At 52.4% G+C, this 25,990-nt stretch carries 32 protein-coding genes; 26 read left to right on the top strand and 6 right to left on the bottom strand.

The annotated features are described in order from the left end of the window. Positions 1-45: 45 nt before the first annotated feature. From NFS31_RS04270 to NFS31_RS04250, 5 genes are read right to left on the bottom strand one after another with little or no spacing between them, the layout of a single operon-like run. Positions 46-1,191, bottom strand: coding sequence for an NAD(P)/FAD-dependent oxidoreductase (locus NFS31_RS04270; protein ID WP_251491981.1), 1,146 nt, complete (start codon positions 1,189-1,191; stop codon positions 46-48). After that, positions 1,188-1,478 (bottom strand): (2Fe-2S)-binding protein, encoded by a 291-nt coding sequence (locus NFS31_RS04265; RefSeq protein WP_251491979.1) that lies wholly within the window; start codon positions 1,476-1,478, stop codon positions 1,188-1,190. Before NFS31_RS04265 ends, NFS31_RS04270 begins: the two co-directional genes overlap by 4 nt. Next, positions 1,468-1,971, bottom strand: coding sequence for a 4Fe-4S dicluster domain-containing protein (locus NFS31_RS04260; RefSeq protein ID WP_251491977.1), 504 nt, complete (start codon positions 1,969-1,971; stop codon positions 1,468-1,470). Before NFS31_RS04260 ends, NFS31_RS04265 begins: the two co-directional genes overlap by 11 nt. Further along, the gene (locus NFS31_RS04255) at positions 1,965-3,080 is read right to left on the bottom strand and encodes an NAD(P)/FAD-dependent oxidoreductase (RefSeq protein ID WP_331482484.1); all 1,116 of its coding nucleotides are present in this window, start codon (positions 3,078-3,080) and stop codon (positions 1,965-1,967) included. The genes NFS31_RS04260 and NFS31_RS04255 overlap by 7 nt, the downstream gene beginning before the upstream one ends. Next, the gene (locus NFS31_RS04250) at positions 3,073-3,384 is read right to left on the bottom strand and encodes a (2Fe-2S)-binding protein (protein WP_251491975.1); all 312 of its coding nucleotides are present in this window, start codon (positions 3,382-3,384) and stop codon (positions 3,073-3,075) included. The genes NFS31_RS04255 and NFS31_RS04250 overlap by 8 nt, the downstream gene beginning before the upstream one ends. A 273-nt stretch (positions 3,385-3,657) precedes the next feature. Between NFS31_RS04250 and NFS31_RS04245 the strand changes: the two genes are divergently transcribed. The 3 genes from NFS31_RS04245 (at position 3,658) to spoVT (ending at position 5,459) form a co-directional block, all read left to right on the top strand. Beyond that, positions 3,658-4,227, top strand: coding sequence for a chromate transporter (locus NFS31_RS04245; RefSeq protein WP_251491973.1), 570 nt, complete (start codon positions 3,658-3,660; stop codon positions 4,225-4,227). Beyond that, a complete protein-coding gene (locus NFS31_RS04240) occupies positions 4,224-4,784 on the top strand; it encodes a chromate transporter (RefSeq protein WP_251491970.1) in 561 nt (186 codons plus the stop codon). The genes NFS31_RS04245 and NFS31_RS04240 overlap by 4 nt, the downstream gene beginning before the upstream one ends. 126 nt (positions 4,785-4,910) lie before the next feature. Next, entirely contained in the window at positions 4,911-5,459 is a 549-nt protein-coding gene (gene spoVT, locus NFS31_RS04235; protein WP_275563871.1) for a stage V sporulation protein T, read from the top strand. Between the two features lie 315 nt (positions 5,460-5,774). Here spoVT and NFS31_RS04230 read toward each other — a convergent pair whose 3' ends face one another. After that, on the bottom strand, positions 5,775-6,392 hold the full coding sequence (locus NFS31_RS04230; protein WP_251491966.1) for a PilZ domain-containing protein: 618 nt from the start codon (positions 6,390-6,392) through the stop codon (positions 5,775-5,777). A 990-nt stretch (positions 6,393-7,382) separates the two neighbouring features. On the opposite strand from NFS31_RS04230, the gene flgB reads away from it, so the two are divergent. The 23 genes from flgB (at position 7,383) to flhB (ending at position 25,988) form a co-directional block, all read left to right on the top strand. Continuing rightward, positions 7,383-7,772 (top strand): flagellar basal body rod protein FlgB, encoded by a 390-nt coding sequence (flgB, locus tag NFS31_RS04225; protein ID WP_251491964.1) that lies wholly within the window; start codon positions 7,383-7,385, stop codon positions 7,770-7,772. A 128-nt stretch (positions 7,773-7,900) separates the two neighbouring features. Further along, the gene (locus NFS31_RS04220) at positions 7,901-8,212 is read left to right on the top strand and encodes a flagellar hook-basal body complex protein FliE (RefSeq protein ID WP_251491962.1); all 312 of its coding nucleotides are present in this window, start codon (positions 7,901-7,903) and stop codon (positions 8,210-8,212) included. A gap of 41 nt (positions 8,213-8,253) precedes the next feature. Then, entirely contained in the window at positions 8,254-9,930 is a 1,677-nt protein-coding gene (locus tag NFS31_RS04215) for a flagellar M-ring protein FliF C-terminal domain-containing protein (protein WP_251491960.1), read from the top strand. Then, the gene (gene fliG, locus NFS31_RS04210; RefSeq protein ID WP_251491958.1) at positions 9,902-10,969 is read left to right on the top strand and encodes a flagellar motor switch protein FliG; all 1,068 of its coding nucleotides are present in this window, start codon (positions 9,902-9,904) and stop codon (positions 10,967-10,969) included. Before NFS31_RS04215 ends, fliG begins: the two co-directional genes overlap by 29 nt. A gap of 97 nt (positions 10,970-11,066) precedes the next feature. Continuing rightward, positions 11,067-11,798 (top strand): FliH/SctL family protein, encoded by a 732-nt coding sequence (locus NFS31_RS04205; protein WP_251491955.1) that lies wholly within the window; start codon positions 11,067-11,069, stop codon positions 11,796-11,798. A gap of 25 nt (positions 11,799-11,823) precedes the next feature. After that, positions 11,824-13,128, top strand: a complete 1,305-nt coding sequence (locus NFS31_RS04200) for a FliI/YscN family ATPase (protein WP_251491953.1) — start codon at positions 11,824-11,826, stop codon at positions 13,126-13,128. Between the two features lie 25 nt (positions 13,129-13,153). Beyond that, positions 13,154-13,612 carry a flagellar export protein FliJ gene (fliJ, locus tag NFS31_RS04195; RefSeq protein ID WP_251491951.1) on the top strand — a complete coding sequence of 153 codons (459 nt, stop codon included), beginning with the start codon at positions 13,154-13,156 and terminating at the stop codon, positions 13,610-13,612. A 95-nt stretch (positions 13,613-13,707) separates the two neighbouring features. After that, positions 13,708-14,943 (top strand): flagellar hook-length control protein FliK, encoded by a 1,236-nt coding sequence (locus NFS31_RS04190; RefSeq protein WP_251491949.1) that lies wholly within the window; start codon positions 13,708-13,710, stop codon positions 14,941-14,943. Between the two features lie 17 nt (positions 14,944-14,960). Beyond that, positions 14,961-15,551 carry a flagellar hook capping FlgD N-terminal domain-containing protein gene (locus tag NFS31_RS04185; protein ID WP_251491947.1) on the top strand — a complete coding sequence of 197 codons (591 nt, stop codon included), beginning with the start codon at positions 14,961-14,963 and terminating at the stop codon, positions 15,549-15,551. A 31-nt stretch (positions 15,552-15,582) separates the two neighbouring features. Beyond that, positions 15,583-15,972: a TIGR02530 family flagellar biosynthesis protein gene (locus tag NFS31_RS04180; RefSeq protein ID WP_416389425.1), complete on the top strand. Its 390-nt coding sequence runs from the start codon at positions 15,583-15,585 to the stop codon at positions 15,970-15,972. 73 nt (positions 15,973-16,045) lie between these two features. Continuing rightward, positions 16,046-16,999 carry a flagellar hook-basal body complex protein gene (locus NFS31_RS04175; protein ID WP_251491941.1) on the top strand — a complete coding sequence of 318 codons (954 nt, stop codon included), beginning with the start codon at positions 16,046-16,048 and terminating at the stop codon, positions 16,997-16,999. 85 nt (positions 17,000-17,084) lie between these two features. Next, positions 17,085-17,285: a flagellar FlbD family protein gene (locus NFS31_RS04170; protein WP_251491938.1), complete on the top strand. Its 201-nt coding sequence runs from the start codon at positions 17,085-17,087 to the stop codon at positions 17,283-17,285. A 75-nt stretch (positions 17,286-17,360) separates the two neighbouring features. Next, the gene (locus tag NFS31_RS04165; RefSeq protein WP_251491936.1) at positions 17,361-18,179 is read left to right on the top strand and encodes a motility protein A; all 819 of its coding nucleotides are present in this window, start codon (positions 17,361-17,363) and stop codon (positions 18,177-18,179) included. Further along, on the top strand, positions 18,179-19,267 hold the full coding sequence (locus NFS31_RS04160) for an OmpA/MotB family protein (RefSeq protein ID WP_251491934.1): 1,089 nt from the start codon (positions 18,179-18,181) through the stop codon (positions 19,265-19,267). Before NFS31_RS04165 ends, NFS31_RS04160 begins: the two co-directional genes overlap by 1 nt. 23 nt (positions 19,268-19,290) lie before the next feature. After that, positions 19,291-20,382, top strand: coding sequence for a flagellar motor switch protein FliM (locus NFS31_RS04155; RefSeq protein ID WP_251491932.1), 1,092 nt, complete (start codon positions 19,291-19,293; stop codon positions 20,380-20,382). A gap of 107 nt (positions 20,383-20,489) precedes the next feature. Continuing rightward, a complete protein-coding gene (locus tag NFS31_RS04150) occupies positions 20,490-20,852 on the top strand; it encodes a response regulator (protein WP_160225319.1) in 363 nt (120 codons plus the stop codon). A gap of 15 nt (positions 20,853-20,867) precedes the next feature. Then, complete coding sequence (flgC, locus tag NFS31_RS04145; RefSeq protein WP_251491930.1) at positions 20,868-21,317, top strand: flagellar basal body rod protein FlgC; 450 nt, start codon at positions 20,868-20,870, stop codon at positions 21,315-21,317. 25 nt (positions 21,318-21,342) lie between these two features. Continuing rightward, on the top strand, positions 21,343-22,740 hold the full coding sequence (fliN, locus tag NFS31_RS04140; protein ID WP_251491928.1) for a flagellar motor switch protein FliN: 1,398 nt from the start codon (positions 21,343-21,345) through the stop codon (positions 22,738-22,740). Further along, a complete protein-coding gene (fliO, locus tag NFS31_RS04135) occupies positions 22,740-23,099 on the top strand; it encodes a flagellar biosynthetic protein FliO (protein WP_251491926.1) in 360 nt (119 codons plus the stop codon). Before fliN ends, fliO begins: the two co-directional genes overlap by 1 nt. Beyond that, on the top strand, positions 23,092-23,748 hold the full coding sequence (gene fliP / locus NFS31_RS04130) for a flagellar type III secretion system pore protein FliP (protein ID WP_251491925.1): 657 nt from the start codon (positions 23,092-23,094) through the stop codon (positions 23,746-23,748). The genes fliO and fliP overlap by 8 nt, the downstream gene beginning before the upstream one ends. A 78-nt stretch (positions 23,749-23,826) precedes the next feature. Next, the gene (fliQ, locus tag NFS31_RS04125; protein WP_251491923.1) at positions 23,827-24,090 is read left to right on the top strand and encodes a flagellar biosynthesis protein FliQ; all 264 of its coding nucleotides are present in this window, start codon (positions 23,827-23,829) and stop codon (positions 24,088-24,090) included. Between the two features lie 5 nt (positions 24,091-24,095). Continuing rightward, positions 24,096-24,857, top strand: coding sequence for a flagellar biosynthetic protein FliR (locus tag NFS31_RS04120; RefSeq protein WP_251491921.1), 762 nt, complete (start codon positions 24,096-24,098; stop codon positions 24,855-24,857). Between the two features lie 51 nt (positions 24,858-24,908). Continuing rightward, on the top strand, positions 24,909-25,988 hold the full coding sequence (flhB, locus tag NFS31_RS04115) for a flagellar biosynthesis protein FlhB (RefSeq protein WP_251491919.1): 1,080 nt from the start codon (positions 24,909-24,911) through the stop codon (positions 25,986-25,988). Positions 25,989-25,990: the final 2 nt, after the last annotated feature.

Here is a 25,990-nt window from a genome sequence, read left to right as displayed (position 1 = left end):
CCTGCCCGGCTGCTTAATGCAGGCCCGGAATCTCTCTGCGCCTGCTTAGACAACAGCGGGCTCTAACAGGAGCTTGCCTGTCTTGTAGCGTTCCTGGCTGAACATATGGATATCCATGGTATCCTCCTGGTTTGCCAGATGGTTTGCCATGAGGATCGCGATACGCGGGGCGACCATAAAGCCGTGGCCGGAGAAGCCGCAGACGCTGTAAAAGCCTTTGGCCTCCTTTGCCTCGTCGATAATGGGATTGCGGTCCGGGCTTAAGTCGTACTGTCCGGCCCACTGGCGCACGACATTGAGCTTTCGCAGGATGGGAAGCGCTTCACACATCACGGCGCAGTTTTTCTCTAAGAACTGCCAGCTTGACTTGAAGTTAAAGCTGGGCTCTTCCTTGGGGCCGATGCCCATGACAAAGCTGCCATGCGGGGTCTGCTGCACGTAATAGGAGCGGTGGAAGGACATCACCATACAGTCAATGAGCGGGGCCACGGGCTCTGTCACAAGGGCCTGATGGCGTTCTGATACAATGGGAAGATCCTCACCGGCCATCTTCGCCAGCTCCGGCGCGCGGACATTGGCGCAGTTGATCACAGTGGAAGCCTCGAAAGTCCCCTTTGTGGTTTCCACGCCGGCGATATGACCGCCGCGGATGATGAGGCCCGTGGCCTCGGTATAGGTCAGAAACTCCACGCCCATCCTTTTTGCGCCCTGGGCGTATGCCTGGGTGCAGTGGAAGGGATCCGCATGTCCGTCCTTCTGGCAGAAGGTGGCGCCGAACATCCCTTCGGTATTCAGGCAGGGAACGATTTCCTTTGCCTCTTTTAAGTCAACGGCCCGGGAGTCAATGCCCAGAGAGTGCTGAACCTTTAAGTTCTCCTGAAACTGCGCCCATTCCTTTTCCGTGTAGGCCACAAGGAGATACCCCCCCTGGTGAAGGCCGCAGCTATGGCTGTAGCCAGTGTATTCCTCCAGATTCTCAAAAATATGGGTGCTCTCCATGGCGATGCGGGCATTGAGCTCGGATCCCCACTGCTGGCGGATACCGGCCCCGCAGCGCCCGGTGGCGCCGGAGGATAAGTAGCCCTTTTCGATCAGGAGCACATCCGTGATGCCCCGTTTGGCCAGCTCAAACGCAGTTGCGCATCCGACGATACCGCCGCCGATGATAATCACGTCATAGCCTTTTTTCATTCCTCAGCGCCTCCTTCCTCATAAGCGTCCGCCAGAACGCCCATACTGATGGGTTTTGTGGGCGGGCGGAAGGTCGTCATCAGAACCTCCTCCATGGGAATCCCGTAATAGGAGGAGAGCTCCTGGGCAATGAGCATGCGGCAGGTGCGCCCCTGGCAGGGTCCCATGCCGGCCCTGGTTACGCGTTTAATCTCGTCAATGGTGCAGTAACCGGCCTTGATGCAGTCAAGAATCGCTTCTCTTGTTAAATCCTCGCACCGGCAGAGAATCGTATTTTTATCGTCCATCCTGATAACCTCCTGCCTTGATATTCCGAACCTCCATGGCCAGCTCTTTGGGAACAGCCAGAGTGATGGTCCAGGTCATGTTTTTCTTCCCTCCTGAGACGGCTTTTACAACCGGGAACCATCCCAGCTCCTCGCCGGAACGGTTTAAACCGCAGGCGAGCTGTCCTTCCTTTGGAACCGGGAGAAACTCAAAGGGGAGCTTTACAAGCGCCTCGGTGTCGCTGTAGGTCTTGTCAACCACAAAGATGGCAAGGCCGGGACATCTCGCGATACACGCGCCGCAGCCGTTACAGACGTCAAAGTCGATCTTCGGGGTCTCGTTGATATCGGGTTCCATCCGGATTGCCTGTTTCACGCAGGCTTTTGTGCAGGGATTGCAGGGAATCTTCTGAAAGCACTCCGCGATGGCAACCGCTCCCCTTGCAAAGCGCTCCTCGGAAGGGGCAACGCTTAAAATATCTTCCGCTGTGGGAATTCCGTTTTGAATTAACATACCGCTTGTCCTCCCTTCTTTGAAGCCAGCAGGCCGGATGCCTTTGTAAGCCCTGCGAGGATCCTTGCGCCTGTGGGGCCGGAGCGAAGCTCGGAAAGCTCGGCGGCCGCCATTTCCTTCAGCTCTCTGGCACGCTCAGGCTCATGGCCCAGACTTTCGGCCGCTGCATAGCCGGCAAGCCGTCCTTCTACCATAGCGGAGGACGCCTCTTCGATGCCGGATACATCTCCGGCGGCGTAGATGCCGGAAACCGTGGTTTCCAGATCTTCATTGACTAACGGCACATGGCCGGATAATTCGCGGACGAAGGCCATCTCGCAGCCCGCCTGCCAGCAGAGCTCAGTCAGAGGCGTTAAGCCAACGGCGAGGCACAGGGTATCGCAGGCGATCTCCTCCTCTGTACCCGGGATCTGCCGCCATTTCTCGTCAAGCCTGCAGATGGTAACGCCCTCAAGCTTTCCGTCCCCGTGCGCTTCCTTGACGGTGTAGCCCGTGCGGATCGGAACGCCCGCGCGGCGGATCTTGGAGGCGTGCACCAGATAGCCGCCGATTTTCGGAGCGGCTTCGATCACGCCCGCCACCTCTACGCCGGCCTGCATGAGCTGATAGGATACAATCAGGCCGATATTTCCGGCGCCGACCATCAGGACGCGCTCGGCAGGCTTCACGCCCGCCACATTCATCAGGGTCTGCACCGCGCCCGCGCCGTAAATGCCCGGAAGGTCGTTGCCCGGGAAGGCGAGGAACTTTTCGGATGCGCCTGTGGTGACAATCGTCTTCTGAGGGCAAATCTTTAAGTGGCGGTTGTCATGGAGCACGGTGACAATGCCGTCCTCATAGATACCGAGCACCGTGGCTTCGGTTAAGATCTCGATATTCGGATCCGCCATTGCGTTTTCAACTAAACGTTTGCCGATATGTATGCCGCGATCTCCGGCGTACTGCTTTTCGGAGCCGAAAAATTTGTGGGTCTGCTTCACGAGCTGGCCGCCGGGGACGTAATCCCTTTCGCAGACCAGGACCCTGGCGCCCAGGGAAGCGGCTGCCGCGGCCGCGCACAGCCCGGCGGGACCTCCGCCGATGACAAGGACCTCAGCCTCTCTAATCATTCCGGATAACCCCCTTTCCTTCCTGTTCCTCCACATGCATGCCGGCCTTTACTTTTGTCACACACACGCGTACATTGGGCTGTCCGTCCACGGTCATAAAACAGGAAGAACAGTTGCCGATTGCGCAGAATAACCCTCTGGGCCGGTGCAGCTCCGGGCTGTGCCCGAGAGTGCGGATGCCTGCCGCATGGAGCGCGGCGGCAATGGTTTCCTCCGTGTATCCATCGATTTCCTGGCCGTTGTAGAAAAAGGTGACCTTTTCACCGCGGTCAAATTCGAGGATGGGATGCTGATCAATTCTCATAGATTCTCCTCCCTTTCATCTTGATGTACTCCCGGAGCCTCTTTGCTCCCGCTTTTGCAGCCGATGTTCCGCCAAGTACATCTTGCTCTGTAACGTAAGTTTAGCACATTATTCGTGAAAAAAACAGGAAAAAGTTCAGCTTATTTTAACCAATATTAAAATGTGATGGCAGGATTTACAATCCCAGGAAAATTTGCTATGATACCCTCTGAGGCGTCCATCCGAAACGGCGCCTGACAATAAGAGTTATGTAAGGAGGAGCTGAAAAGAAATATGAAAGAACTGCTTGAGATGTTTATCATTTTCGCCCGCATTGGCGGCTTTACGTTCGGCGGCGGGTATGCCATGCTTCCGATGCTGGAAAAAGAGGTGGTGAACAATAAACACTGGGCCACAGAGGAGGAGCTGATGGATTACTACGCCATCGGACAGTGTACGCCGGGGATCATCGCAATCAATACCGCCACATTTATCGGCTATAAGGTAAAAGGCATCCCGGGAGCAATTATGGCTACCCTGGGTGTAATCGCCCCGTCTCTGGTGATTATCACTGTGATCACAGCGTTTATTTCTAATTTTATGGATCTCTGGTTTGTGAGCAGCGCCTTTGCCGGGATCCGGGCATGCGTCTGCGTGCTGATCTTTGACGCGGTGTTAAAGCTTGGAAAAAAGGCTCTGGTTGACAATGCGGCGAAAATCATATTTTTGATCGTTCTGGGCATCTCGCTTTTTACGAACGTGTCGTCTGCCATCCTCGTGGCAGCGGCCGGAGTTGCCGGCGTGATGATAAAAGGGAGCACAGGGAATAAGAACACAGGAAAAAGGGAGAGGAAGCAGGCATGAATGTATATCTTGAAATCTTTATCCGTTTTTTTAGCTGCGGCCTCTTTGCAGTAGGCGGCGGCCTGGCCACGCTTCCCTTTCTCTATGAGATATCGAGAGAGACGGGCTGGTATACGTATCAGGATATTTCCAATATGATCGCGATCTCCGAATCGACGCCGGGCCCCATGGGCGTGAATATGGCAACATATGTTGGCTTTCATATAGAAGGGATAGCAGGGGCCCTCATAGCGCCGTTAAGTCTTGTGCTGCCGTCTGTGATAATCATTCTGATCATCTCCAGAGTGCTTGACCGCTTCAAAAGCGCTCCTGTGGTGCAGAATGTCCTGTACGGGCTGCGCGCCGCGTCGGCGGCCCTGATCGCCGCTGCCGGGCTCGGGGTGGCCAAAATTGCCTTTCTTACCATGGATGATGAGGCGGTGACAGCTCTTCCGGGGCTGAATGTGAAGGCGGTTATTCTGGCTGTAGCTGTGTATGTCGGGCTTAAAAAGTTTAAAAAGCACCCGATTGTCTATATTATATGTTCAGCGGCGGCTGGGGTTGTGCTGCGTTTTTAGGAAGGCTTTAGATGGGCCTCATCACTTCATGGCATTAAAATCCAAAAGATTTGAACAGTATAAATTCCCCCATTTTACAGATACTACATCCAGAACCGGACAGTACAGTAAATGGAGGAATTTTTTATGAAAGCTACAGGAATTGTAAGAAGAATCGATGATTTAGGAAGAGTCGTTATCCCCAAAGAAATCCGTCGTACACTGCGGCTTCGGGAGGGTACTCCTCTGGAAATATTTACGGATCGCGAAGGAGAAATCATCCTGAAAAAATACTCGCCCATGGTAGAACTGGCAGCGTTTGCCGTACAGTATGCAGAGGCCATGGCCCAGTCTACGGGACTGATGGTATGCATGACAGACCGGGATCAGGTGATCGCCGTATCGGGCGGGCCTAAGAAGGATTACCTGCAAAAGCCGGTCAGCCGTCAGTTGGAAAATATCATCACAGAGAGAATGAATGTTCTGGCCGTGAAAGAGGATAAAGCTTATGTGCCGTTAATCATGGACGAACCGGAAGGCGTGACTGCAGAGGCGATCGTCCCCATCATCTGTGAGGGAGACGCGATAGGCGCAGTGGCAATTTTAAGCAGGGAGCCAAAAGCGAAGTTCGGCGAGACAGAAATGAAGCTGGTTTCAACAGCGGCCGGGTTTCTGGGGCGGCAGATGGAGGGATAGGGCGCAGGAGATTAACCGGCCGGCCCGGACAGCCGGGCGGACGGAGAGATATAAAATGTACTCTCGGAATCTCGCTGCGCCTGATTTTGTGAGATGATTTTTTGTCAGATGTGCACAAATTTATGAGGCGTACGTGGAGCGTACGTTGATTAAATTTGGGTGCATCTGGCGGAAAATCAGCCGCAAAGGCAGGTGCAGAGAGATTCCGAGAGTACATTAAATATAATAAAGCAGGAAGGCTCATCTCCCGGATCCTGCCGGGAAATATCCTTCCTGCTTTTTAAATGCCTTAAACCTCCTGGTTTCATCTAAATACTATGTCTCTGATTTGTCCATCCTTGTCTCCAACTGTTTTTTATACACATAGGATCGTATCGCCGCATCAGCCCCATCTGTCAGGTTGATAAAGCGGCATCCATACCCATATCTGCCGCCGCTCTCCTGCTTTGCCCGTATAGCCATGATGTCAAAGTGGCGCACCAGGGATTTGAAGCGGTATTCAAAGCTGATAATTTCATTCGGCTCCAGCGTCTGCTTGGTGATCAGGTAAATTCCGCCAGCGCTGATATTATCAATAACGCCCATAAAGCTGCCCCGTTTGTTCGAGAAAAAAGGGGTTTCGATTTCGACCTTAACGCGCACATCCTTTTGCCGCTGAATCACATTGGTCACATCCGTGATTTTACAATCGGCCATCAGGGGCTCCGAGGCGCCTGCCACGGTATTTCGTTCGACCTTCAATGTACAATTAGTCTGAAGTACACCAAGAACGTCGTCGTAAAAATTTATCTTAGCTTTGATCTTCGGATCTCTTAATCGGGCGTCGCTGAAAAACAGTGTAACGGTATCTCCAAAATGCGTAACGCGGGCCTCCCCAAGCCTCTGTCCCTTCATAGAATAGACGGTACATCTGCTGCACTTTTTCAGTGTCATAAAAGTATCCTCCTTCGATATTCCTCCGCTGCGCTATGAGGATTCATGATATTTTGACAGAAGCTTCACAGAACGCTTTCTGCTGTCAGGTCAATGTAAAAAGAGTTTTCTTGTAAAAACTTCTGTGAAAGTAACAGCGTAATGTTTATATAAGCTATTTTAGTATAACATACAATAAGGGAAAAAAAAAGGAAAAAAAAAGGAAAATTCAAATTATTTAAATTTTTTATTGCCTGCCAGGCGCGGCGCTGGGAATTACTGGTCCGGCTGGAAAACCGTTGGGAGGCCGGTCAGAGCGGTAGGACGGCAAAACGTCCGTTTAACCGGCAATTTTCAGGCAGTGAGGACTTGAAAAGAATGTTAAGATCGTCTAAAAATTGAGATATAGAAGATATTTTAAGGTTGATTTAGTGTCTAAAAGGTGATAAACTATACAAGTACATAAAGCTGGTGTAAAATGAGCTTTACAGATTAGTATGTGTGCAGTTCTCATCTGTCAGGGGGGAAAGACAGTATAGACTGTGAGGTTTTGAAGCAATCTGAAATGCAGATATCCGAAGCATAATTGAGTATGGGTGAGAGTAATTATGAAGAAGCAGGATAAAAACAATTCTTCATTAAGAACCTGCTTGATTATAATTAAGAAAGGAAAAAGCGGAGCAGGGCGGGTCAGAAGAGCCCGCAGGAGGTATGTCAGGCATATGCGGGGGAGTTCGCAGGAACGCTGTAATGTTTTATATTATAACCATGCGTGTGTTCTGCGCCGGTTTTACGACTGTCGTCAGCCTGAGAAGAGGGGCGGCAGGTTTTCGGAATAAATCTGAATCAGAGGAGGCTGCCTCCAGGTTTGTCCGGGCTGTCTGTACTGCCCGGCTTATTGAGATAGCAGAAATCAGGCTTCCTGTATGGCCAGAAGAGGCTGTGAGATTCGGAAGACAGAAAAAAGTATTTCTTAATCAGATAGTATGAAAGAAAGGATGAAGTGGCCATATGTTTGGATTCTATGGAAATGGGATTACCCTGACAGAGAAAATGCTTGATTTTCTCTGGGGAAGACAGACCGTTACGCTGAACAATATAGCAAACGACGATACCCCGGGCTTTAAATCCCAGTATATCAGTTTTGAGAATATTCTCGGAGAAAAGTTAAAGGATGCCAGCGCAGGATGGAGGCCGATGAAGCAGGTGGAACAGGCGATCAACAGCACAAGGGCCAGCCTGCATACCACAAGAGCAGAGTCAACCCGTCTGGACGGAAATAATGTGGACATGGATCAGGAACAGGTGGATTTGGCACGCACGGCGTTGGAATACCAATATATGGTTGCTTCAATAGGAAATGATATCAGCCGTCTGCAGAGCGCGGTCAGAAGTTTTTAAGCGGCGGTCTCGCTTTGCTTCGTGAACACTTCAACGCGCAATAGCGCGCTCCCGTAAAATTGGGAAGGGCATTTTCGCAAATAAGACATATTATATTAAGTAAGAATGGAAAAGGAAGGGCAAAAAAGATGGAACCATTATATATGACCCCCATAAAGCCATGGGAGCCGGTAAACAGCCTTTTTGAAGAAAAGGGGAGCTACGGCAAAAATACGGAAGCGGCATTTTTCGGAGACGTGTTTAAAAACACAGTGCAGCAGGTCTATACAGCCCAGGCAGATGTGGAGAATAAGCAGTATCTTTTATCTACAGGCCAGCTTGACGATGCCCACAGCCTGCCGATTGCGGAGGCAAAGGCGGCGCTGAGCGTTGACCTCTTAATCTCTTTGCGCAACAAGGCGCTTGAATCCTATAATGAATTGATTAAGATTAGCGTATAATGTATAGAAGTTGAAATACATAGGGCAAAGGGCTGAAGACGGTGCAGAATATGAAAGAATACTGGCAAAACCTGTCAGGTAAAACAAAAAAATTACTGATAGCGATTGTGTCGGCGACAGCGGTGATCGCTATTTCGGGCGTTGTGGCGCTGAATTATCTGGCGCAGAGGGATTACAGCGTCCTCTTTACGGGATTGAATCAGGAAGAGGCCCAGCAGGTCGTGTCTCTCCTTCAGGAACAGGGGTATCCATATCGTTATGATGACAATGACGGCGCGATACGGATGCCTTCAGCGAGTGTGGATCAGGCCAGGGTGCAGCTTCTCAGCCAGGGCTATCCCAAGAGCGGTTTTACATACGACATGTACCGGGATAACTCCGGCCTCATGACAACCGAATCAGATAAGAAGCAGTATACCAAATATGAGCTTCAGGATCGCCTGGGCGCGCAGATCCGCCTCTTTGAAGGTGTTCAGGACGCGAAGGTGACCATCGCGGAGGCGGGCGAGCAGAAATATGCTCTGGATACGGTGGCAGAGGAGTCCTCCGCTGCGGTTACAGTGACCATGAAGAGCGGAAGAAGCCTTACGGATAATCAGGCCGCCGCGATCAAGAACCTCATCGCCCGCTCCGTGCGCGGGATGACCTTTACGAATGTGTCAGTGTTCGACGCAGAGTCCATGGTGGAGATTGGGGCGAACGACGGGACAGGCGGTTCCGGAGAATATACAGAGCTTACGAGCGAGATCGAGAACCATATCGCAGGCAATGTCCGCCGCGTGCTGGAGAAGCTGTACGGGCAGGGCAATGTAGCTGTATCCGTTAAAGGGACTTTGAATACGGATAAGCTGATACAGGAAGTGACGAGATATACGGTTCCGGAAAAGATAGACGCCGAAGACAAGACCGGCCTTCTGGAACGTGAAGACACAACCTTTGAGAACCAGGGTACGCAGGAAAACGGGGCCGGAGGCGTCGCAGGAGCGGACGCGAACGCAGACACACCGCGTTATACGGCCGGGAATGGCAATGGGAACGGCACGGATACTTACGCGAATGGGAGCGCCAGCCGGGAGTGGCTTTTTGACACGCTCCGCGAGCAGCGTCAGGTGGATCCGGGCGTGCTTGAAAATACGACGATTGCGATTGTGATTGATACGGCGGATATGAGTATTGATGAGAGGGATCTTATAAGTCTGGTGGCGAACGCGTCGGGTATAGCGCAGGATCAGGCGGCGGATAAGATAACGATTATCCGCGCTTCGTCAGCAACGGAAGGCGAAGAGGATGAAGACGAAGATTCAAAACAGGCGGGTACAGAACCAGAGACCGGCATCCCAACCCCAATCATTATCGCCCTCATCGCCGGAGGCGTGCTTCTGCTGCTCCTCCTGATCATCATCCTTCTCCTGGCCCGAAGCCGCAGGAAGAAGGCAATCGCCTTAGAGGAGAGCGCGGACGAATGGCCGCAGACAGAGAATCAGGAAGGCGAGACGCCGCCTGTTGTTGAGACAGAGGCGGCCCGTCAGTTCAGGGAAGAGAATGCCGAGATGGAGCAGAACGAGGAGATTCTCAATCTGCGCATGCAGCACAGCCTGAGACTGAAACAGAATATTGGCGAGTTTATTGAACAGAATCCGCAGATTGCAGCGAAGCTGGTACAGAGCTGGCTGAGAGGGGAGGAAGACGGTGGCGAGAGCAGAGGTAAGCGTAAATAAAGCGGAAGCGCCCTCGGAAGAGAACGCAGAAGTTAAAGCATTAGATACGAAGCAGAAGGCCGCTATTGTGGTAGTCTCTCTTGGAGCGGACAGAGCCTCGCAGATTTATAAATACTTAAATGAGCAGGATATTGAGGATCTGACCTTTGAGGTGGCCAGGATGGGCAAGACCACCAACGCACAGGTAGAGAGCTCTCTCGATGAATTTTACAAGCTGTGCCTGACGCATAAGATGATGACAGACGGCGGCCTGGATTACGCGAGAGACGTTCTGGAAAAGGCTTTTGGCGAAACTACGGCCCGTTCCCTGCTTGAGAAGGTGTCCAAGACGCTTCAGTCGAGGCCGTTCAACTTCTTTATGAAAGGGGATCCCAAGGCGCTCCTTTCCCTGCTGCAGCATGAGCGGGCGCAGGTGATTGCCCTGATCATGGCCTACATGGATCCGGAGCAGGCGGCCAAGGTGCTGGAACAGCTCCCGGATGCCAAGCGTATAGCAACCGTTGAATGTATGGCCAATATGGACCGCGTATCGCCTGAGGCGATCGCGATCGTAGAGGAGGAGATGAAGCGCAAGTTTGCGACGATTATTACGAGTGAGGATAACATGAACCTCGGCGGCGTGGACTTCGTGGCGGATGTCATGAACCATGTAGACCGCAGTAATGAGAGACGTATCTTCGACGAACTGGATAAGACCAATCCGGATTTGAGCCAGAGCATCCGCGACAAGATGTTCGTATTCGAGAACATCCTCGACATGGACGACCGCTCTGTACAGCGTTTTGTGCGTGACTGCGATTCCAAGGATATCGTATATGCCCTTAAGAACGCTTCGGATGAGATGAAGCAGATCTTTTTCTCCAACATGTCCAAGCGTATGGCGGAGACGGTTCAGGGCGATCTGGAAATTACAACCAATGTAAGGCTCAAGGACGTAGAGGAAGCGCAGCAGCGTATTGTAAATATCATCCGCCAGTTAGAAGATGCCGGCGAGGTGATTATCAATAAGGGAGGCGATGAGGAAGATGTCCTCTTGTAAGGGTATTGTAAGGGCAGCCGGAAGAACGGCGAATGTCCGCAGCTTCATCCCTCCGGTTCAGGCGCCTGCTCCGCCCCCGGGCAAGGAGACGCCCTTTGTGCCAAAGTCTCTTGTCAATGATATCCAAAAGCCCTCCGAGGGGCGCTGGGTCTCCCTCGATCAGGACGAGGAGATGTACCGCCAGGCATCCCGTATCCGGGAAGGAGCCAAGGAAGAGGCCAGAGAGATCATCAAAAAGGCCAATGATATGGCCGAGGGGATCCTCCGGGACGCCAGGGCGCAGGCGGAGCAGATGAAGAAAAAGGCGCTGGGGGACGGCTATCAGGAGGGTTTTGAGCAGGGACGCCAGGAAGGCGTAGACACGGCTCACACAGAGATCCGTGAAGAATACGAGGATACTCTGACAGAGTTTAAGCAGGATATGGAACGCGCCCTGGCATCGGTCCGCGAGGCAAAGGAAGACTGTATCAGGCAGTATCTGGGAGAACTCAAGGACTGTGCCGTGGCCGTGGCGGAGAAGGTGATTCACATCAGCCTGGAGTCCAGCGGCGAGATCATAAAGCGGATGATCCTGGCTGAGACAGAACGCCTGAAGAAGACAGCCTGGGTAAAGATTTACATGGAAAAGACAGACTATGAGATGATGACTCAGGCCGATGCAGACGTGATAGGCGAGCTGTCAAGGCTTTCTGATAATATCAAATTCATTGTGATGAAAAAGGCCCAGAGCGGGAGCTGCATCATCGAAGTACCGGATGAGATCATTGATATCAGCGTAGACACACAGATGGACAATATGCGGGAGATTTTAGGCAGCGTTTCCGTATAGTCTGCATAGTATAAGGTGATGCGATATGTATGAACAGATACCCCAGCTCATTAAAAAGTCCGAGACAGTAGGGCGTATTGGAAAAATTGAAAATGTTGTGGGTATGTCCATGGAAGCCTCCGGAGGCCGGGCCGGGATTGGGGATCTTGTGATGATTTACAATGAAGAGGAGGGCCGCCAGACGCCCGCTGAGGTGGTGGGCTTCAAGGAGGGCAGGATTCAGCTTATGACCTATGAGGCCACAAGCGGAATCACATCCGGCAGCTTTGTGCGAAATACCCGGAGGCGTTTAAAGGTTCCGGTCGGCGATTTCCTGCGCGGCAGGATTATAAACGCCATGGGCGAGCCCATGGACGGCGGTCCGGCAATTGACCGGAGCGTCTGCTATACGGTCAACAGCCCCTATACGAACCCCTTAAACCGTCCTCCGATCCGGGAACGCCTGGAATTTGGCGTCAAGGCGATTGACGGCTTAAATACCATAGGAAAAGGGCAGAGAATCGGTATTTTCGCCGGATCCGGCGTCGGAAAGAGCACCCTGATGGGCATGATTGCCAAAAATGTAAAGACAGACATTAACGTCATTGCCCTGGTGGGCGAGCGCGGCCGCGAGGTTTTGGAGTTTATACAGAAGGACCTGGGGGAAGAGGGTATGAAGCGCTCCGTGCTGGTGGTCGCCACATCGGACCAGCCCGCGATGCTGCGCATGAAATGCCCGCTGGTCGCCACGACGATAGCAGAGTATTTCAGGGATCAGGGGATGGACGTCCTTCTGATGATGGATTCCCTGACGCGCTATGCCATGGCGCAGCGCGAGATTGGCCTGGCAATCGGCGAACCCCCGATTGCCAGAGGTTATACTCCATCAATTTACGCCGAATTTCCAAAGCTTCTGGAGCGCAGCGGTAATTTCAGCAAGGGCTCAATCACAGGCGTGTATACGGTTCTGGTCGAGGGCGACGACACCAACGAGCCGATCGCCGATACGGTCAGAGGTATTCTGGACGGCCATATCGTACTCAGCCGCCAGCTTGCCAACGAAAATCACTTCCCGGCTATTGACATAGGGGCGAGCATTTCCAGGCTTATGGTGGAGATTGTGTCAGACGGCCACAGGCAGGCCGCGGCGCGCATGCGAAATCTTCTGGGGCTATATCAGAAGAACGCGGATCTGATTTCGATCGGAGCTTACAAGAAGGGCACGAACATAGCCCTGGACGAGGCGGTGGCAAAGATTAACCGCATCAACGGCTTTTTACAGCAGGATATCAAAGAGAGCTTTTCATATGAGGAAACCCTGAAGATGATTGAAGAGATTGTCAGCCGGTAAGCCGGCAGGTCCGGAGGGATGAGTGATGAAGCGGTTTCGGTACAGCCTTGAGACGGTTTTGGATTATAAGCAGCAGATTCTTGATAATGAGAAGGCGGAGCATGCTGTGATTATCAGGCGGGTGGATCAGAAAAAGGAAGAGATACGCAGGCTGAAGGATGAGCTGATGGGGTTTCACCACGGGTTCGATGAGTCGAAGAGCGTGGGGGCGCCGATCGAGAGCTTTCGGCTGTATGATATGTGTATCGGGCTGATGGAGGAGAAGATCAATATCCGCAAGGAGCAGCTCAGCCATTTGAAGAAGGAAGAGGAAAAGAAAAAGCAGCAGGTGATTGCGGCTAAGGTGGATGCTTCTAAGTTTGAAAAACTGAAGGGGCGCAGGCAGGAGGAGTACAGGAAAGCGGAGGCAAAGGAAGAGGAGAACTTTATTGAGGAGTTTGTTACGCGGGGATATACGGTGGGCGGTTTGTCCTCCGGGGAGTGAGAGTAAGCGAATCGGATAATTACAGCCGGAGACGGCTGATAATTATATAGAACCAGTTGACACAGTGTTACGATCATTCAGAAAGGAGGGAAAGAATGGCTGGAATTGACATGGCGCGTCTGACCGCAGCTTCGTCTGTGAAGTCTTCGTCCGTCAAAAAGGGGAGCGCATCGTCCGCATCCGCAAAGGAGACGTCCAAATCGGATTTTGCCAGCATGATGCAGGGCAAAGCGGATGGGGCTGCCTCCGGGGAGCAGAAAAAGGATGCTCCGGTAAAAGGGCAGGATAAGGACGCAAACGGGAAGCCGGTCGGAAATGAGGACAAGAAAGATACGGTTCCTGTTAAAGAGGAAGCGGATCCGTCTAAAGCGATGCAGGAGCTCCAGGCAGCGCTGGGCCAGATGATGGTGCAGGCCGCGGGAGAGGAAGCAGGCGGGACGCCGGAGGCTGAGCTTGCTTTGGGAGGGCAGCCGGAGGCGGTGAAAGCCGCGGAGGGGCTGCAGGCGCAGACAGGCGTTTCAGAGAGGGTAATTCCAGAAGCGCTGCCGGAGACGGAGGCACAGCCGGCAGAGGCCGTACAGCAGACGCCTGAGGCGCAGGATGTTTTATCTGCGCAGCCACATGCAGCGGCGGCAGGGCAGAACAGGCCGGAGCAGCCCGCGGAGGAAAAGGCTGTTAAGGCAGAACCCGCAGCGGTGAAGGAGAAATCCGAGGAGGATTTCCGTCCGCAGGAGGTGTCCGCTGACAGAGGACAGGATACGGAGAAGACGGACATTGCCCCGCAGGCTGATTCACAGGAGGACAGAACCGGACAGGACGGCCGCACAGAAGAGGCGGAGGTTCAGAAGATGGCTGTTTCCGATATGGCGGCAGGGCGGCCGCAGGACGCATTTGATGTCAGGGAGATCCCGCAGGAGAAGGCGCAGACGCTTAAGACATCGCCGGATACGCTTGGCTATGACCTGGGAAACAGGCTGGCTTCCTCGCTTCCGAAGAGCAACGGGACGCTCACGATTGAGCTGGAACCCGCTTCGCTGGGAAAGCTGACGATCCGGGTCGTATATGAGGCCGGAAAGGCGGCGGTATCGATTCTGTCGGCGAATCCGAAGACCGTGGAACTCCTGAGCCAGAGAGCGGGCGAGATCGCCCGGATTCTGGAGGAAAAGACAGGGCAGGAGACGGTTGTGTACACGCCGGAGCAGAAACAGCCCTATGATGATGGCCAGGGAGGCCAGGAGAGAGAACAGCAGCGGCAGGAAAGCCGTGAGCAGCAGAATAAGAAGAACCAGTCGGAGTCCTTTACGCAGATGCTTCGCCTGGGGCTGGTTTAAGAGAAGGAGGAGATGCAATGGCAGATGTTGGAGCAGTCAGCAGCACGGCAGATCCGTACGCACCGACGTCCTATAATCCGGGACAGAATGAAAAGAATACGCTGACCATCACAAGCTATTTCAAACTTCTGGCAGCGCAGCTTGCGAACCAGGATATGTCCAATCCCATGGATAACAGCGAGATGATGGCGCAGATGGTACAGATGGCGATGGTGCAGTCCTTAAGCGCAATGACCGAGTCCGTTCAGACATCCACGGCGGTATCCACACAGACGTATGCAGCCGGGCTGATAGGGCAGGAAATCACGGTCGCTATAACAAAGGAGAATGAAAACGGGACGGGAAGTGTTCCGAGCGGTGTGAAATACGGTATTGTAGAGTCGGTTGACTTTACAGCGGGAACCCCGGTATTTAAACTGAAGGACGACAACAAGAAATACCCGCTTTCCCACGTGCTCGGCATGGGCAAGATTGACGACCCGTACGCATCAAGCGGCGAGGAAGACGGCAAAGGCGATAGCAGCTCGGGAGCTGCCGCGAAGCTGGCGGGAAACAGTACAAACGATAAAAACAGCAATCCGCTGTATGATCCGACTCTCTTCATGTAGCTGAGCCTCATACGCGGCTGGAAAGGACCATATCATGGGTTTAAACGGAGTACATCATCTGAGTGTTGAGAGTGCCTCCGGGGCAGATCGGAGACAGTCACAGCCCGTCAGTCAGGCGGGGCATGCAGGGGCGAGCTTTGGGGAGCTTTTGCGGGGCAAGGTCAATGAGAGCCTGAACTTTTCAAAGCACGCGGCAAAGCGCATGGACGAACGGGGCATCCGCATGGACAGCCGTCTTCTGGGAAATTTAGAGCAGGCGGTGGAGGCGGCCCGGCAAAAGGGAGCAAGGGACGTAGCGGTGATCGGCAGGGAAGGCGTATTCATCGTGAATGTGCCGAACAACATCGTTGTCACCACCATGTCGCAGGACGAGACAGAGAAAAAAATCTTCACAAATATTGACAGCGCTGTTCTGATGTAGGCAGGACCGCTAAGGAGGCCGTGCCGGACGCCCGATGCGCGGCCGGCATAGAGAACAGCAGAAAGGGAAAGAAATGTTAAGAGCAATGGATTCAGCAGTCGCAGGGCTGCGCGCGCACCAGAATAAACTGGACGTAATCGGACATAATATCGCAAACGTGAATACATTTGGTTTTAAGTCACAGGTTTACAGTTTCCAGGAGGCGATGTATCAGACGACGAATGCATCGACAGGTGGAACGACCAATGCCGGCGGTACGAACGCGGCTCAGTTTGGTTACGGCGCCCTGATGGGAACAATCGCAACGGATATGACGGCGTCTACACCTACCTATGTGGGCGGACTGAACGCAAGTATCAATGGAGATGGATTTTTTATAACATTTTCCACTCCTACAGTTCCTACAGATGCTGTTGCAGATATCAAAAAGGTAGATTATGATTATACCCGTGTGGGACAGTTTAAACTCGACAGTAATGGCTTCCTGGTAGATGGCAATGGTAGATTTGTATATGGCTTCAGGGGAACGAATCCGAGCGACACGACTACGAATCCGATTGATACGACTAAGTTGGTAGCTCTGAGGGCCCCAGACACTGCCACTTCGTATTCATCAGGCACAGGCGGAGCCAGCGATCCGGTTCTGGAATTAGCTAATATTCAGGTTAATAAGCTGGGTGAGATAACAGCTACCATCAAAGATCCAACGCCTGGTTCAACCATAGACGGAACCGTTGTTTCTCTTGGCAAATTAGCGATTGCCACGTTCCAGAACCCGGAAGGTCTGACGAAAAAGGGTCAGTATTACTACGGAGCCACAGAAGGCGATAATACCGGTAAATCGTCGGCGACTATCCCCGGCGGTACCACGTCAGATTTAATGACAGGCTATCTGGAGGCATCCAACGTAGACCTGGCAACCCAGTTCTCTGACATGATTACCACCCAGAGAGGCTTCCAGGCCAACTCCAAGCTTATCACGGTAAGCGATGAAATTTTAAACGAATTAGTAAACATGAAACGATAATCCATGACATAATATAAAGAGCGGCCATCCCGGCGCCCCTTTTCGGGGCCCGGAATGGCTGCTGTGACGGGAAAGAAGGGCGCAGATGATTAAAATGACCCGTTTGAGCGGGGAAGTCATTTATCTGAATTACATCCAAATACAATATCTCGAGTCAATCCCGGAGACGAAAGTCATGATGGTAAACGGAGATTATTACCTTGTAAAGGATTCGGTGGAGGAGATATTACAGCAAGTGAAAGTTTTTTTGCATGCTTGTGTTGCTTTTAAGGATAAACTCCTGTAAAATAGTCAAAGGGCGCAGCAGTGCAAATATAGGACTGCTGCGCAGAGAGCAGCATAGCATAGGAGGTACGGCAAGGTGGATTTAACAACAATTATCGGAATCGTTTTGGGAACGGTGTTGATCGTCAATGGTATTGGCATAGCGAAGCTGGGGAATTTCTTTGACATGCCCAGTATCCTGATCGTAGTGGGAGGAACCTTTGCGGCGATTATAGCAAGCTATCCGTTATCGATTTTGAAGGATATGCCCAAACATTTCATGGTTTTGCTCCGGGGGAAGCAGTACAATATTCCGAAGCTCGTGGATCAGCTCGTGGATCTGGCGATGGTGGCCAGGCAGAGCGGATTGCTCGCTCTGGAGGAAAAGGCGGAAGAGATCAAGGATCCCTTCTTAAAGCAGAGTCTTTTGATGATCGTCGATGCGAATGATCCGGATCGGGTGCGCGTGCTGCTGGAGCGGGAGCTGGAAAACCAGATGACCCGTCATGACCAGGTGGCGGGGCTTTATGAAAAGGGATCTGCCTATGCGCCGGCCTTTGGTATGATCGGTACGCTGGTAGGTCTGGTAAACATGCTTAAGGGCATGGATCTGGGTTCCAGCGACGGCGCTGCGACCCTGGGCCAGGATATGGGTGTGGCGCTGATTACCACCTTCTATGGAAGTGTTCTGTCGAACCTGATCTTCCATCCGATTGCCAAAAAGCTCCGCATCCGTCAGGATGAGGAGGAGCTGTATTGCTCTACGATTATTGAAGGTATCATCGCGATCCAGGCGGGAGAGAATCCCAAATATTTAAGAGAGCATCTGCTTGCTTCCCTCAAGCAGTCCCAGCAGAAAAAGCTGCTTTCCAAGGCGGCTAATGCTCCCACGCCTGCTGCGGGGGGTGACGATTAATGAAAAAAAAGGATCGTCCCACAGACGGCGGCGGAAACTGGATGGATACATACGGGGACATGGTGACGCTGCTCCTGTGTTTCTTTGTTCTCCTGTTTTCCATGTCAAGCCTTGACTCGAAGAAATGGGAAGTATTTGTCCGCAGTATTACTCCGGATAAGGAAATTATAGACGACGTTGTGATCAATGGCGAGATCAGCGATGATGCTGATTCCACAGGACTCGACGAGCTTCCGGAGACAGAAGTGGATATGGATACCCTGTACTTAACCATCGCCGAGATGATGGAAGAAGAGGGGATTAACGACGTAACCGTGTCGCGCGGAGACGGCTATACCTTTATCGTATTCCATGACAACGCTTTCTTTGACGGAGACAGCTCCCAGCTTACGGCAGAGGGAAGGAAGGTCATGGATGTGTTCTGCGAGGCGGTGGGGCCGGCCAACAGCCAGATCCAGCAGGTAAACATTATGGCTCATACAGCGCAGGGCGATCCGGATAAGCCGAACAATCCCAGGACAGACCGTATGCTGTCAGCCATGCGTTCCGCTGAGGTTACTATCTATATGCAGGCCAAGAATGTGCTGGATCCGGAGAAGATGATTGATGTCAGTTACGGTCAGTTTCGGCCCATTGCCTCCAACGAAACGCGGGAGGGCAGGGCGCAGAACCGGCGCGTTGAGCTCCTGCTGATTGATGAAGGCGCGGATGTGCGCTCATTGAATGAGTATTATGAGGAGTACACCAGCGGAATCAACGAGGATAGTACAGTCATCGTCGGCGGTCAGACAGATACTGGCGAACATGGCTTTGAGTCCTCAGAACCGGGAGCGCCGGAGAATGCGGACGCAGAGGCGAGCATGATGGCTCCTCTGACAGGAGAGGAAGAGCAGCTTCCGGCGGATGCCGGGGCAGAAGAATTCCAGATGCCCCTTCCGACTGGTGATGTAGCTCCTGAGGGTGGTTTCCCGATGCCGCTCCCCTCAGCAGACGGAGCGGCCCCCGTGGAGCCGGCAGTCCCGGCTGATACGGATGTGGCAGGAGATCTTCCGATGCCTTCTTCATTCGAGGTTCCGGCATCAGAATAATATAGAAAAGGTGGCTTAAAGCAATGGCAGATGTATTATCCCAAAGTCAGATAGACGCGCTTTTGAAGTCCATGCAGAACAGCGAACCTGAGCAGGAGCCCGAGGTAGTTGAACAGAAGCAAGCTCAGACGCAGAAGCCAAAGCCGGAGGCAGATGAGAGGAAATATAGCAGGTATGACTTCTACAGTCCCCGGAAGTTTACAAAGGAGAAGATGAAGATCCTGACCAGCGTATTTGAAAACTACGCCCGGATCATTACCTCCCAGGTAAACGGAATCTTCCGCGTTATGACAGACATAACGGTGATGGAGGTTCAGGAGCGCAGGTATTATGAATATGTAAACGCATTCCATGAGAATGATTGTATGACGCTGATTGATGCCACTGTGGTGGACAGGGGAAAGAATAATGTTCCTCTGATGATGTACGTCACGCCGGGCCTGGTGATCACCCTGATCAACCGTATGCTGGGCGGAGGCGAGGAAGTAATGAAGGTAGAGCCGGAGTATCGTTATTCCGACGTAGAGGTGGCTCTTTACCGCCGGGTGGTGGAGTATTTTACAGCGGCTTTAAAGGATGGATTTTCCAATTATATCAACATCCTGTTCCAGATACAGAGGATAGAAGAGAATCCCAGCATGGTGCAGGAGCTCGGACTCGACGAGACGGTGGCGATTATCCACCTGAATGTGGATGTGTCCGGCCTTGCGGTGGAAAAAATCCGGATCTGTATGCCGGGTACGCTTCTGGAATTTATCTTCTCCATGATAGACAGCCGTAAGCATATCGCGAGGGGCTTTGCCTATGAGGATAACAAGGATATCATTATGGACAATATCCGTTATACGCAGCTCCCGGTAACCGGGCAGCTTGGTACGGTTGAGCTTGACTTGAAGGATATCTATCATCTGAAGGTGGGCGACATCATTGATCTGAACAAGCCCAAGAACAGCAGCGTGAAGCTGTATGTGGGCAGACAGCCCTGGTTTACCGGACAGATGGGCGTATATAAGAAAAATGTGGCTGTACGCATTGAAGAAAGGACCTACGAGAGCGAAGAGAGCGAAGAGAACGCAGAGGAGTTTGAACCTGCGTATGCCTCGGGCGAAGGATGACCGGACTGCTTTAAAATCTGAGCAGATTTTATACATAGAGAATTTATGCGGCAGTCAGTGAGGAGTTAAAAGCTGCTGCGAATTAAAGAAAAAGAGAGGAAATAAAAATGGCAAAGATTATGTTGGTTGATGATGCGGCATTTATGCGGATGATGATTAAAAAAGCGCTGACCGCCAGCGGGTATACCGATTTTGTGGAAGCGCAGGATGGCGCGGAAGCTGTGCAGAAGTACGGCGAGGAGAAGCCGGATATGGTGATTATGGATATCACTATGCCGAACATGGATGGTCTGCAGGCGCTTAAGAAGATCAAAGAGTCTGACGCCGGAGCCAAGGTTGTGATGTGTACAGCCATGGGCCAGGAGAGTATGGTAGTGGACGCTATTAAGTCCGGAGCCAGGGATTTCATCGTTAAGCCGTTCAATGCAGACAGGATTGTCCAGACCGTCAACGCCGTTTTGGGCAAATAGGCAGGGGGAATTAAAATGGCATTTTTAGGTTCGTTTGATATCTGCGCTTCCGGCTTAAGCGCGCAGCGCCTCAGGATGGATATTGCCGCAGAGAATATCGCAAATATTGACACGACCCGGACCCAGGGAGGCGGTTCCTACCAGAGAAAGGATGTCGTCTTTGAAAGCTTTGGCGGCAATTCTTTTCGCGAAGCTTTGCGCAATGCATCGCACGGCCGCGGATATGCCAGCGCGGCGAGAGGCGTGAGGGTTGCAGGGATTATACAGGACGACCGGGAGATGAAGCGGGTCTATAATCCGGATCATCCGGATGCAGATGAAGAGGGCTATGTGAATATGCCCAATGTGGATCTGTTGAAAGAGACTGTGGACAGCATGTCCGCGACACGATCCTACGAGGCAAACGTCACAGCCTTAAACGCAATGAAGCTGATGGCCCAGAGAGCATTAGATATAGGGAAATAACGCATAACAAAAGGAGATTAGAAGGATGGGTGCTAACAGCTTTAATGAAATGGAAATAGACGCCATCGGCGAGATAATGAATATAAGCCTGGGCGCTTCGGCAACCGCGGTTTCCACCATGCTGGGCACGGCAGTAAATATTACCACACCTGTTGTCAGGATCCTTGCAGGCAGTGAATTTGAATTCAAAAAGCTTGAGCCGGCAGTGGGCGTTGAGATTGCCTATGTGAAGGGCCTGGACGGCCGGAATATCATGATGTTCAGCCGCAATGACGTCAGAATCATTGTGGGGATGATGATGGGAGAGGAGATCCCGCCGGATCAGTTCGAGCTGGACGAGATGAACCGCAGCGCAATCTGTGAGGTTATGAACCAGATGATGGGTTCCTCCGCCACAGCGCTGGCCGAATTTTTAGGGATTCCTGTGGATATCTCCACTCCGGTATCCTTTGAGATTGAGAGCGACACGGTTTTTAAAGAAAAATATTTTCCGGAAAACTGCAGCAGAGTCGTGGTTCGTTTTTCACTGGAGATTGAAGGGCAGTTAAAGAGTGAGTTCTTTAATATCATGTCCGAGGATCTGGTCAAACGCCTCCTTGAGCCATTCCAGGTGAGCCTGGATGAATCGGAGCCGCCGGCCCGGGAGGAGGAGAAAGAAGAGCCGGCCGCCGCGTCGGGGGCAACGATGTCACAGGCGGAGATCGAAGCGATGATGGCAGCTTCACAGCCAGCCGCCGAACCGGCCGCCGCGCCTGGAGCGACGATGTCACAGGCGGAGATTGAAGCGATGATGGCAGCTTCACAGCCAGCCGCCGAACCGGCCGCCGCGTCGGGAGCAGCGATGTCACAGGCGGAGATTGAGGCGATGATGGCGGCTTCACAGCCAGCCGCGCCTGCGCCTGCTCCGGCCCCGGTTCCCGTACCGCCTGTGCAGAGCGCGCCTGTCTATGCCGCGCCGCAGGCTGTTTATCAGGCCGCTCAGGATCCGATGATGCTGCAGCTTTTAAACCAGATGCAGCAGTCCCAGATGCAGATGATGGAGCTTATGCAGAGCATGCGGGAGAACAACAAGGCAAAGGAGACAAAGAAGAGCTCAGAGCCTTCCCTGATCCGCCCGATGAGTTCCCCTGTGCTGGAGGACGAGGCAGGAGACGGACAGGAGAACCGAACCAATCAGGAGATGCTGATGAAGGTTCCGCTCGAAATCTCCGTGGAGATAGGACGCACCAAGAAGCTGGTAAAGGATATTCTGGAATTTACCCAGGGCTCGCTCGTTGTGCTTGACAAGATGGCGGGAGAGCAGGCTGACCTGTATGTAAACGGGGAATGTATTGCCAGAGGAGATATCGTAGTCGTAGAGGACAATTTCGGCATAAGAATTACGGAGATTGTAGCCAGGAACCTGATTCCGGAGTGCCTGTGATGGAGGACTTTACAGCTCTGACGGGAGCGCTTGTGGCAGTGGCATGCGTCTTGTTCCTGGCATGGTGGTGCAGCCGCCTCCTTGGGAGAAGCTGGGGGAGAGCGGCGTCGGGCGGCAATATTCGCGTCCTCGAACGCCTTCAGGTGGGAGCGGACAGGCAGCTTCTTCTCGTAAAAGTGCAGGAGCATTGTTTTCTTCTCGGAGTCAGTTCGGCCGGCATTGAGCTTCTGACCGAGATTGAGGGGGAGCTTAAGGAGAATACGCAGCCTGCGGGGATATTGGCAGAGCATGCGTTCGGAGATGTTCTGAAGAAATACGCTTTCTCCCATAAACAGAAGAAGGAGGAAGAAGATGAATGAACTTCTGACAGGCTTAAACGGCGGTAACGTGCCTGCCCTGGACGCGATTTTCACGCTGACCATGGTAGCGCTTTTGCCCTCGCTTGTGGTGATGATGACCTCTTTTACGCGGATCATCATTATTCTGGCCCTTACGAGGAATGCGATGGGCGTTCAGCAGACGCCGCCGAATATGGTCCTGACCGGGATCGCCCTGTTTCTGACACTGTACATCATGAATCCCGTGCTGGGACAGCTTCAGGAGAATGCCTATGAACCGTATGTGCGGGGCGAGATCACGCAGCAGGAGGCGGTAACAAGGCTCAGCGGCCCGATTAAGGAATTCATGCTGCGAAACACAGAGAAAAGCACGCTGGATCTGTTTGTCAGGCTGTCGGGAAGCGAGGTGGAGGAGAATGTGGAAGATTACCCTCTGACTGTCGTGACTCCTGCCTTTATGACTAATGAGCTGAAAAGAGGCTTTACGGCCGGTTTCCTCATTTACCTTCCGTTTCTTTTGATTGACGTAGTGGTTGCCACGACGCTGATGTCCATGGGTATGGTAATGCTGCCGCCGACGATGGTGTCCCTTCCCTTTAAGCTGCTGCTTTTTGTGACGGTAGACGGGTGGGAGCTTCTGTTTTCGAGCATTGTCCAGAGCTTCCGCTGACAAACGGGGTAAGGAAAACGATACGATTTTGCCGCTGTGGGGCCGGGGGCTTAAGCAGCAGGCAGAGAGGAGGCTGTAATGAGCAACTTAGAAGTATTGGATGTGATGTATCAGACGTTTCAGCTTGCGCTGAAGCTTGCGCTGCCTTTTCTGGTTGTGAGTATGGTTGTGGGCGTGCTGATTGCCATTTTTCAGGCCGCCACGCAGATTAATGAACAGACGCTGACCTTTGTGCCAAAGCTCTTGGCGATTATGGCGATGATGGGTTTTTTGGGGAGCACCATGCTGGTGATGCTGCAGGATTTTACCCGTGGGATTTTTTCCATGGTAGCCGGGGGATAGGATAGATGCTGTTTTTATTTTCCCTCATTGTGATGCGCATGAGCGGGGCGATAGCCCTGAACCCCATTTTCAGCCAGTCCGGTCTGCCCAGGACAGCAAGGGCGGCGTTTATTTTGGTTCTTTCGGTGATGCTTTATTTAAGCTTTCCGGACGCGGCGTCTGTCCGGCCGGACAGTCTGATACAGTATGGAGCCGCGCTTTTAATGGAGCTGTTTTTCGGCCTGACCCTGGGGTTTGCCATGGAGCTGTCGCTTATGACGGTGCGGTTTGGGACTTCGATTATGGATGCGGTCATGGGCTTAAATATGGCTCAGGTTTATGATCCAATCCACGGCAGCCAGATGACGATTACTGCGGGCCTTTATAATGCGTTTCTGGTACTGCTTTTTTTTGCTTCAAACGGGCATTTACGCCTGCTTGCCATTTATTTTAACTCTGCGCGGGCAGTTCCCTTTGGGACCGTTACCTTCCGGCCGGAGCTTGCCGCGGCTGTGCTGGACATGTTCCGCGAGGGGATTTTGCTTGGAATGCAGCTTGCGTTTCCGATTATCGCCATGGAGCTGCTTGCGGAGACTGCGGTGGGGATTCTGATGAGGATGATCCCCCAGATTAATGTGTTTTCGATCAATTTCCAGATGAAAATTATCGTGGGGCTTTTTATGCTTCTGTTCATGTTCAGCCCCATGTCAGATAAATTGTACGCGATCCTGAATGATATGTACCTGTCTATGGAAGGGCTGGCGATGCTGGTCAGGCCGGGGGCGTAAGAGGAACGGTCCGGATCGCGCCGGTTGCAGCAGAAAGGAAGTGGTGAGGGCTTGGCGGAGAGCAACGGTCAGGAAAAGACCGAACAGCCTACTGGTAAACGGCGGAGCGACGCGAGAAAAGAAGGTAATGTATTCCAGAGCCGGGATGTTATTACCGTCGTGATGCTGGTAGGGGTTTTCTGGGTTGCGCGTATTATGATGCCGCTCATTTACAGGACGCTTCGCGATTACATGAAGTGGGTGTTCGGCGGAATCGGCCAGATTTCGAGCTCCTTCCTGTCTTATAAGCTGTTTATGGCTACGGTGGTTGCCTTTGCAAAATGCGCCCTGCCGCTTTTACTGGTGGCCATGGTCTGCGGTATTATCGCAGGAGGCATACAGACGCGCTTTAATGTATCCTTTAAGGTAATAAGGCCCAAATTCAGCAAGCTGAACCCTTTAAAGGGTATTAAAAATATGTTTTCCTTAAAGAAGGCGGTTGAGCTGATCAAAAACCTGATTAAAATCAGCATACTTCTGGCCATTCTCTATAACATAATAAAGGGGGATCTGACGCCGGTTTCCAGGACGATCGATATGGTTCCCTTTAATTCGGCGATTTTCATGCTGAACCGGATATTCAATCTGATTCTCAAGGTGGCCCTGGCCTTTACTGTGGTTGCATTTTTTGATTACCTCTATCAGAGATGGACATATGAGAAAGAGCTGAAGATGACCAAGCAGGAGGTTAAGGACGAATACAAGCAGACCGAGGGAAATCCGGAGATCAAGGGCCGTATCCGCCGCCTGCAGAGACAGATGGCTATGAGCCGTATGATGCAGAAGGTTCCGCAGGCGGATGTGATTGTAAGAAACCCGACCCACTTTGCGGTTGCCCTCAAGTATGATCCGGATCAGAACCTTGCGCCTGTGGTCCTGGCCAAGGGCCAGGATAAGCTGGCGCTGCGTATCATAAAGGTGGGAGAGGAACACGGGGTATTTGTGATAGAGAACAGGCCCCTTGCCAGAGCATTATATGCTTCCTGTGAGCTGGACCGGGAGATACCCGCCGAATTTTACGGCGCGATAGCGGAACTTCTGGTTTATATATACAAGGCGACGAACAGGGAGGATATGTTCAATAAATTGTGACA

The organism is Otoolea muris (genome assembly GCF_943193115.1).
In the GTDB taxonomy this organism is placed as follows: domain Bacteria; phylum Bacillota; class Clostridia; order Lachnospirales; family Lachnospiraceae; genus Otoolea; species Otoolea muris.
Note: the sequence above shows the minus strand (reverse complement) of the source record. Positions and strands in the feature narration are given on the sequence as shown.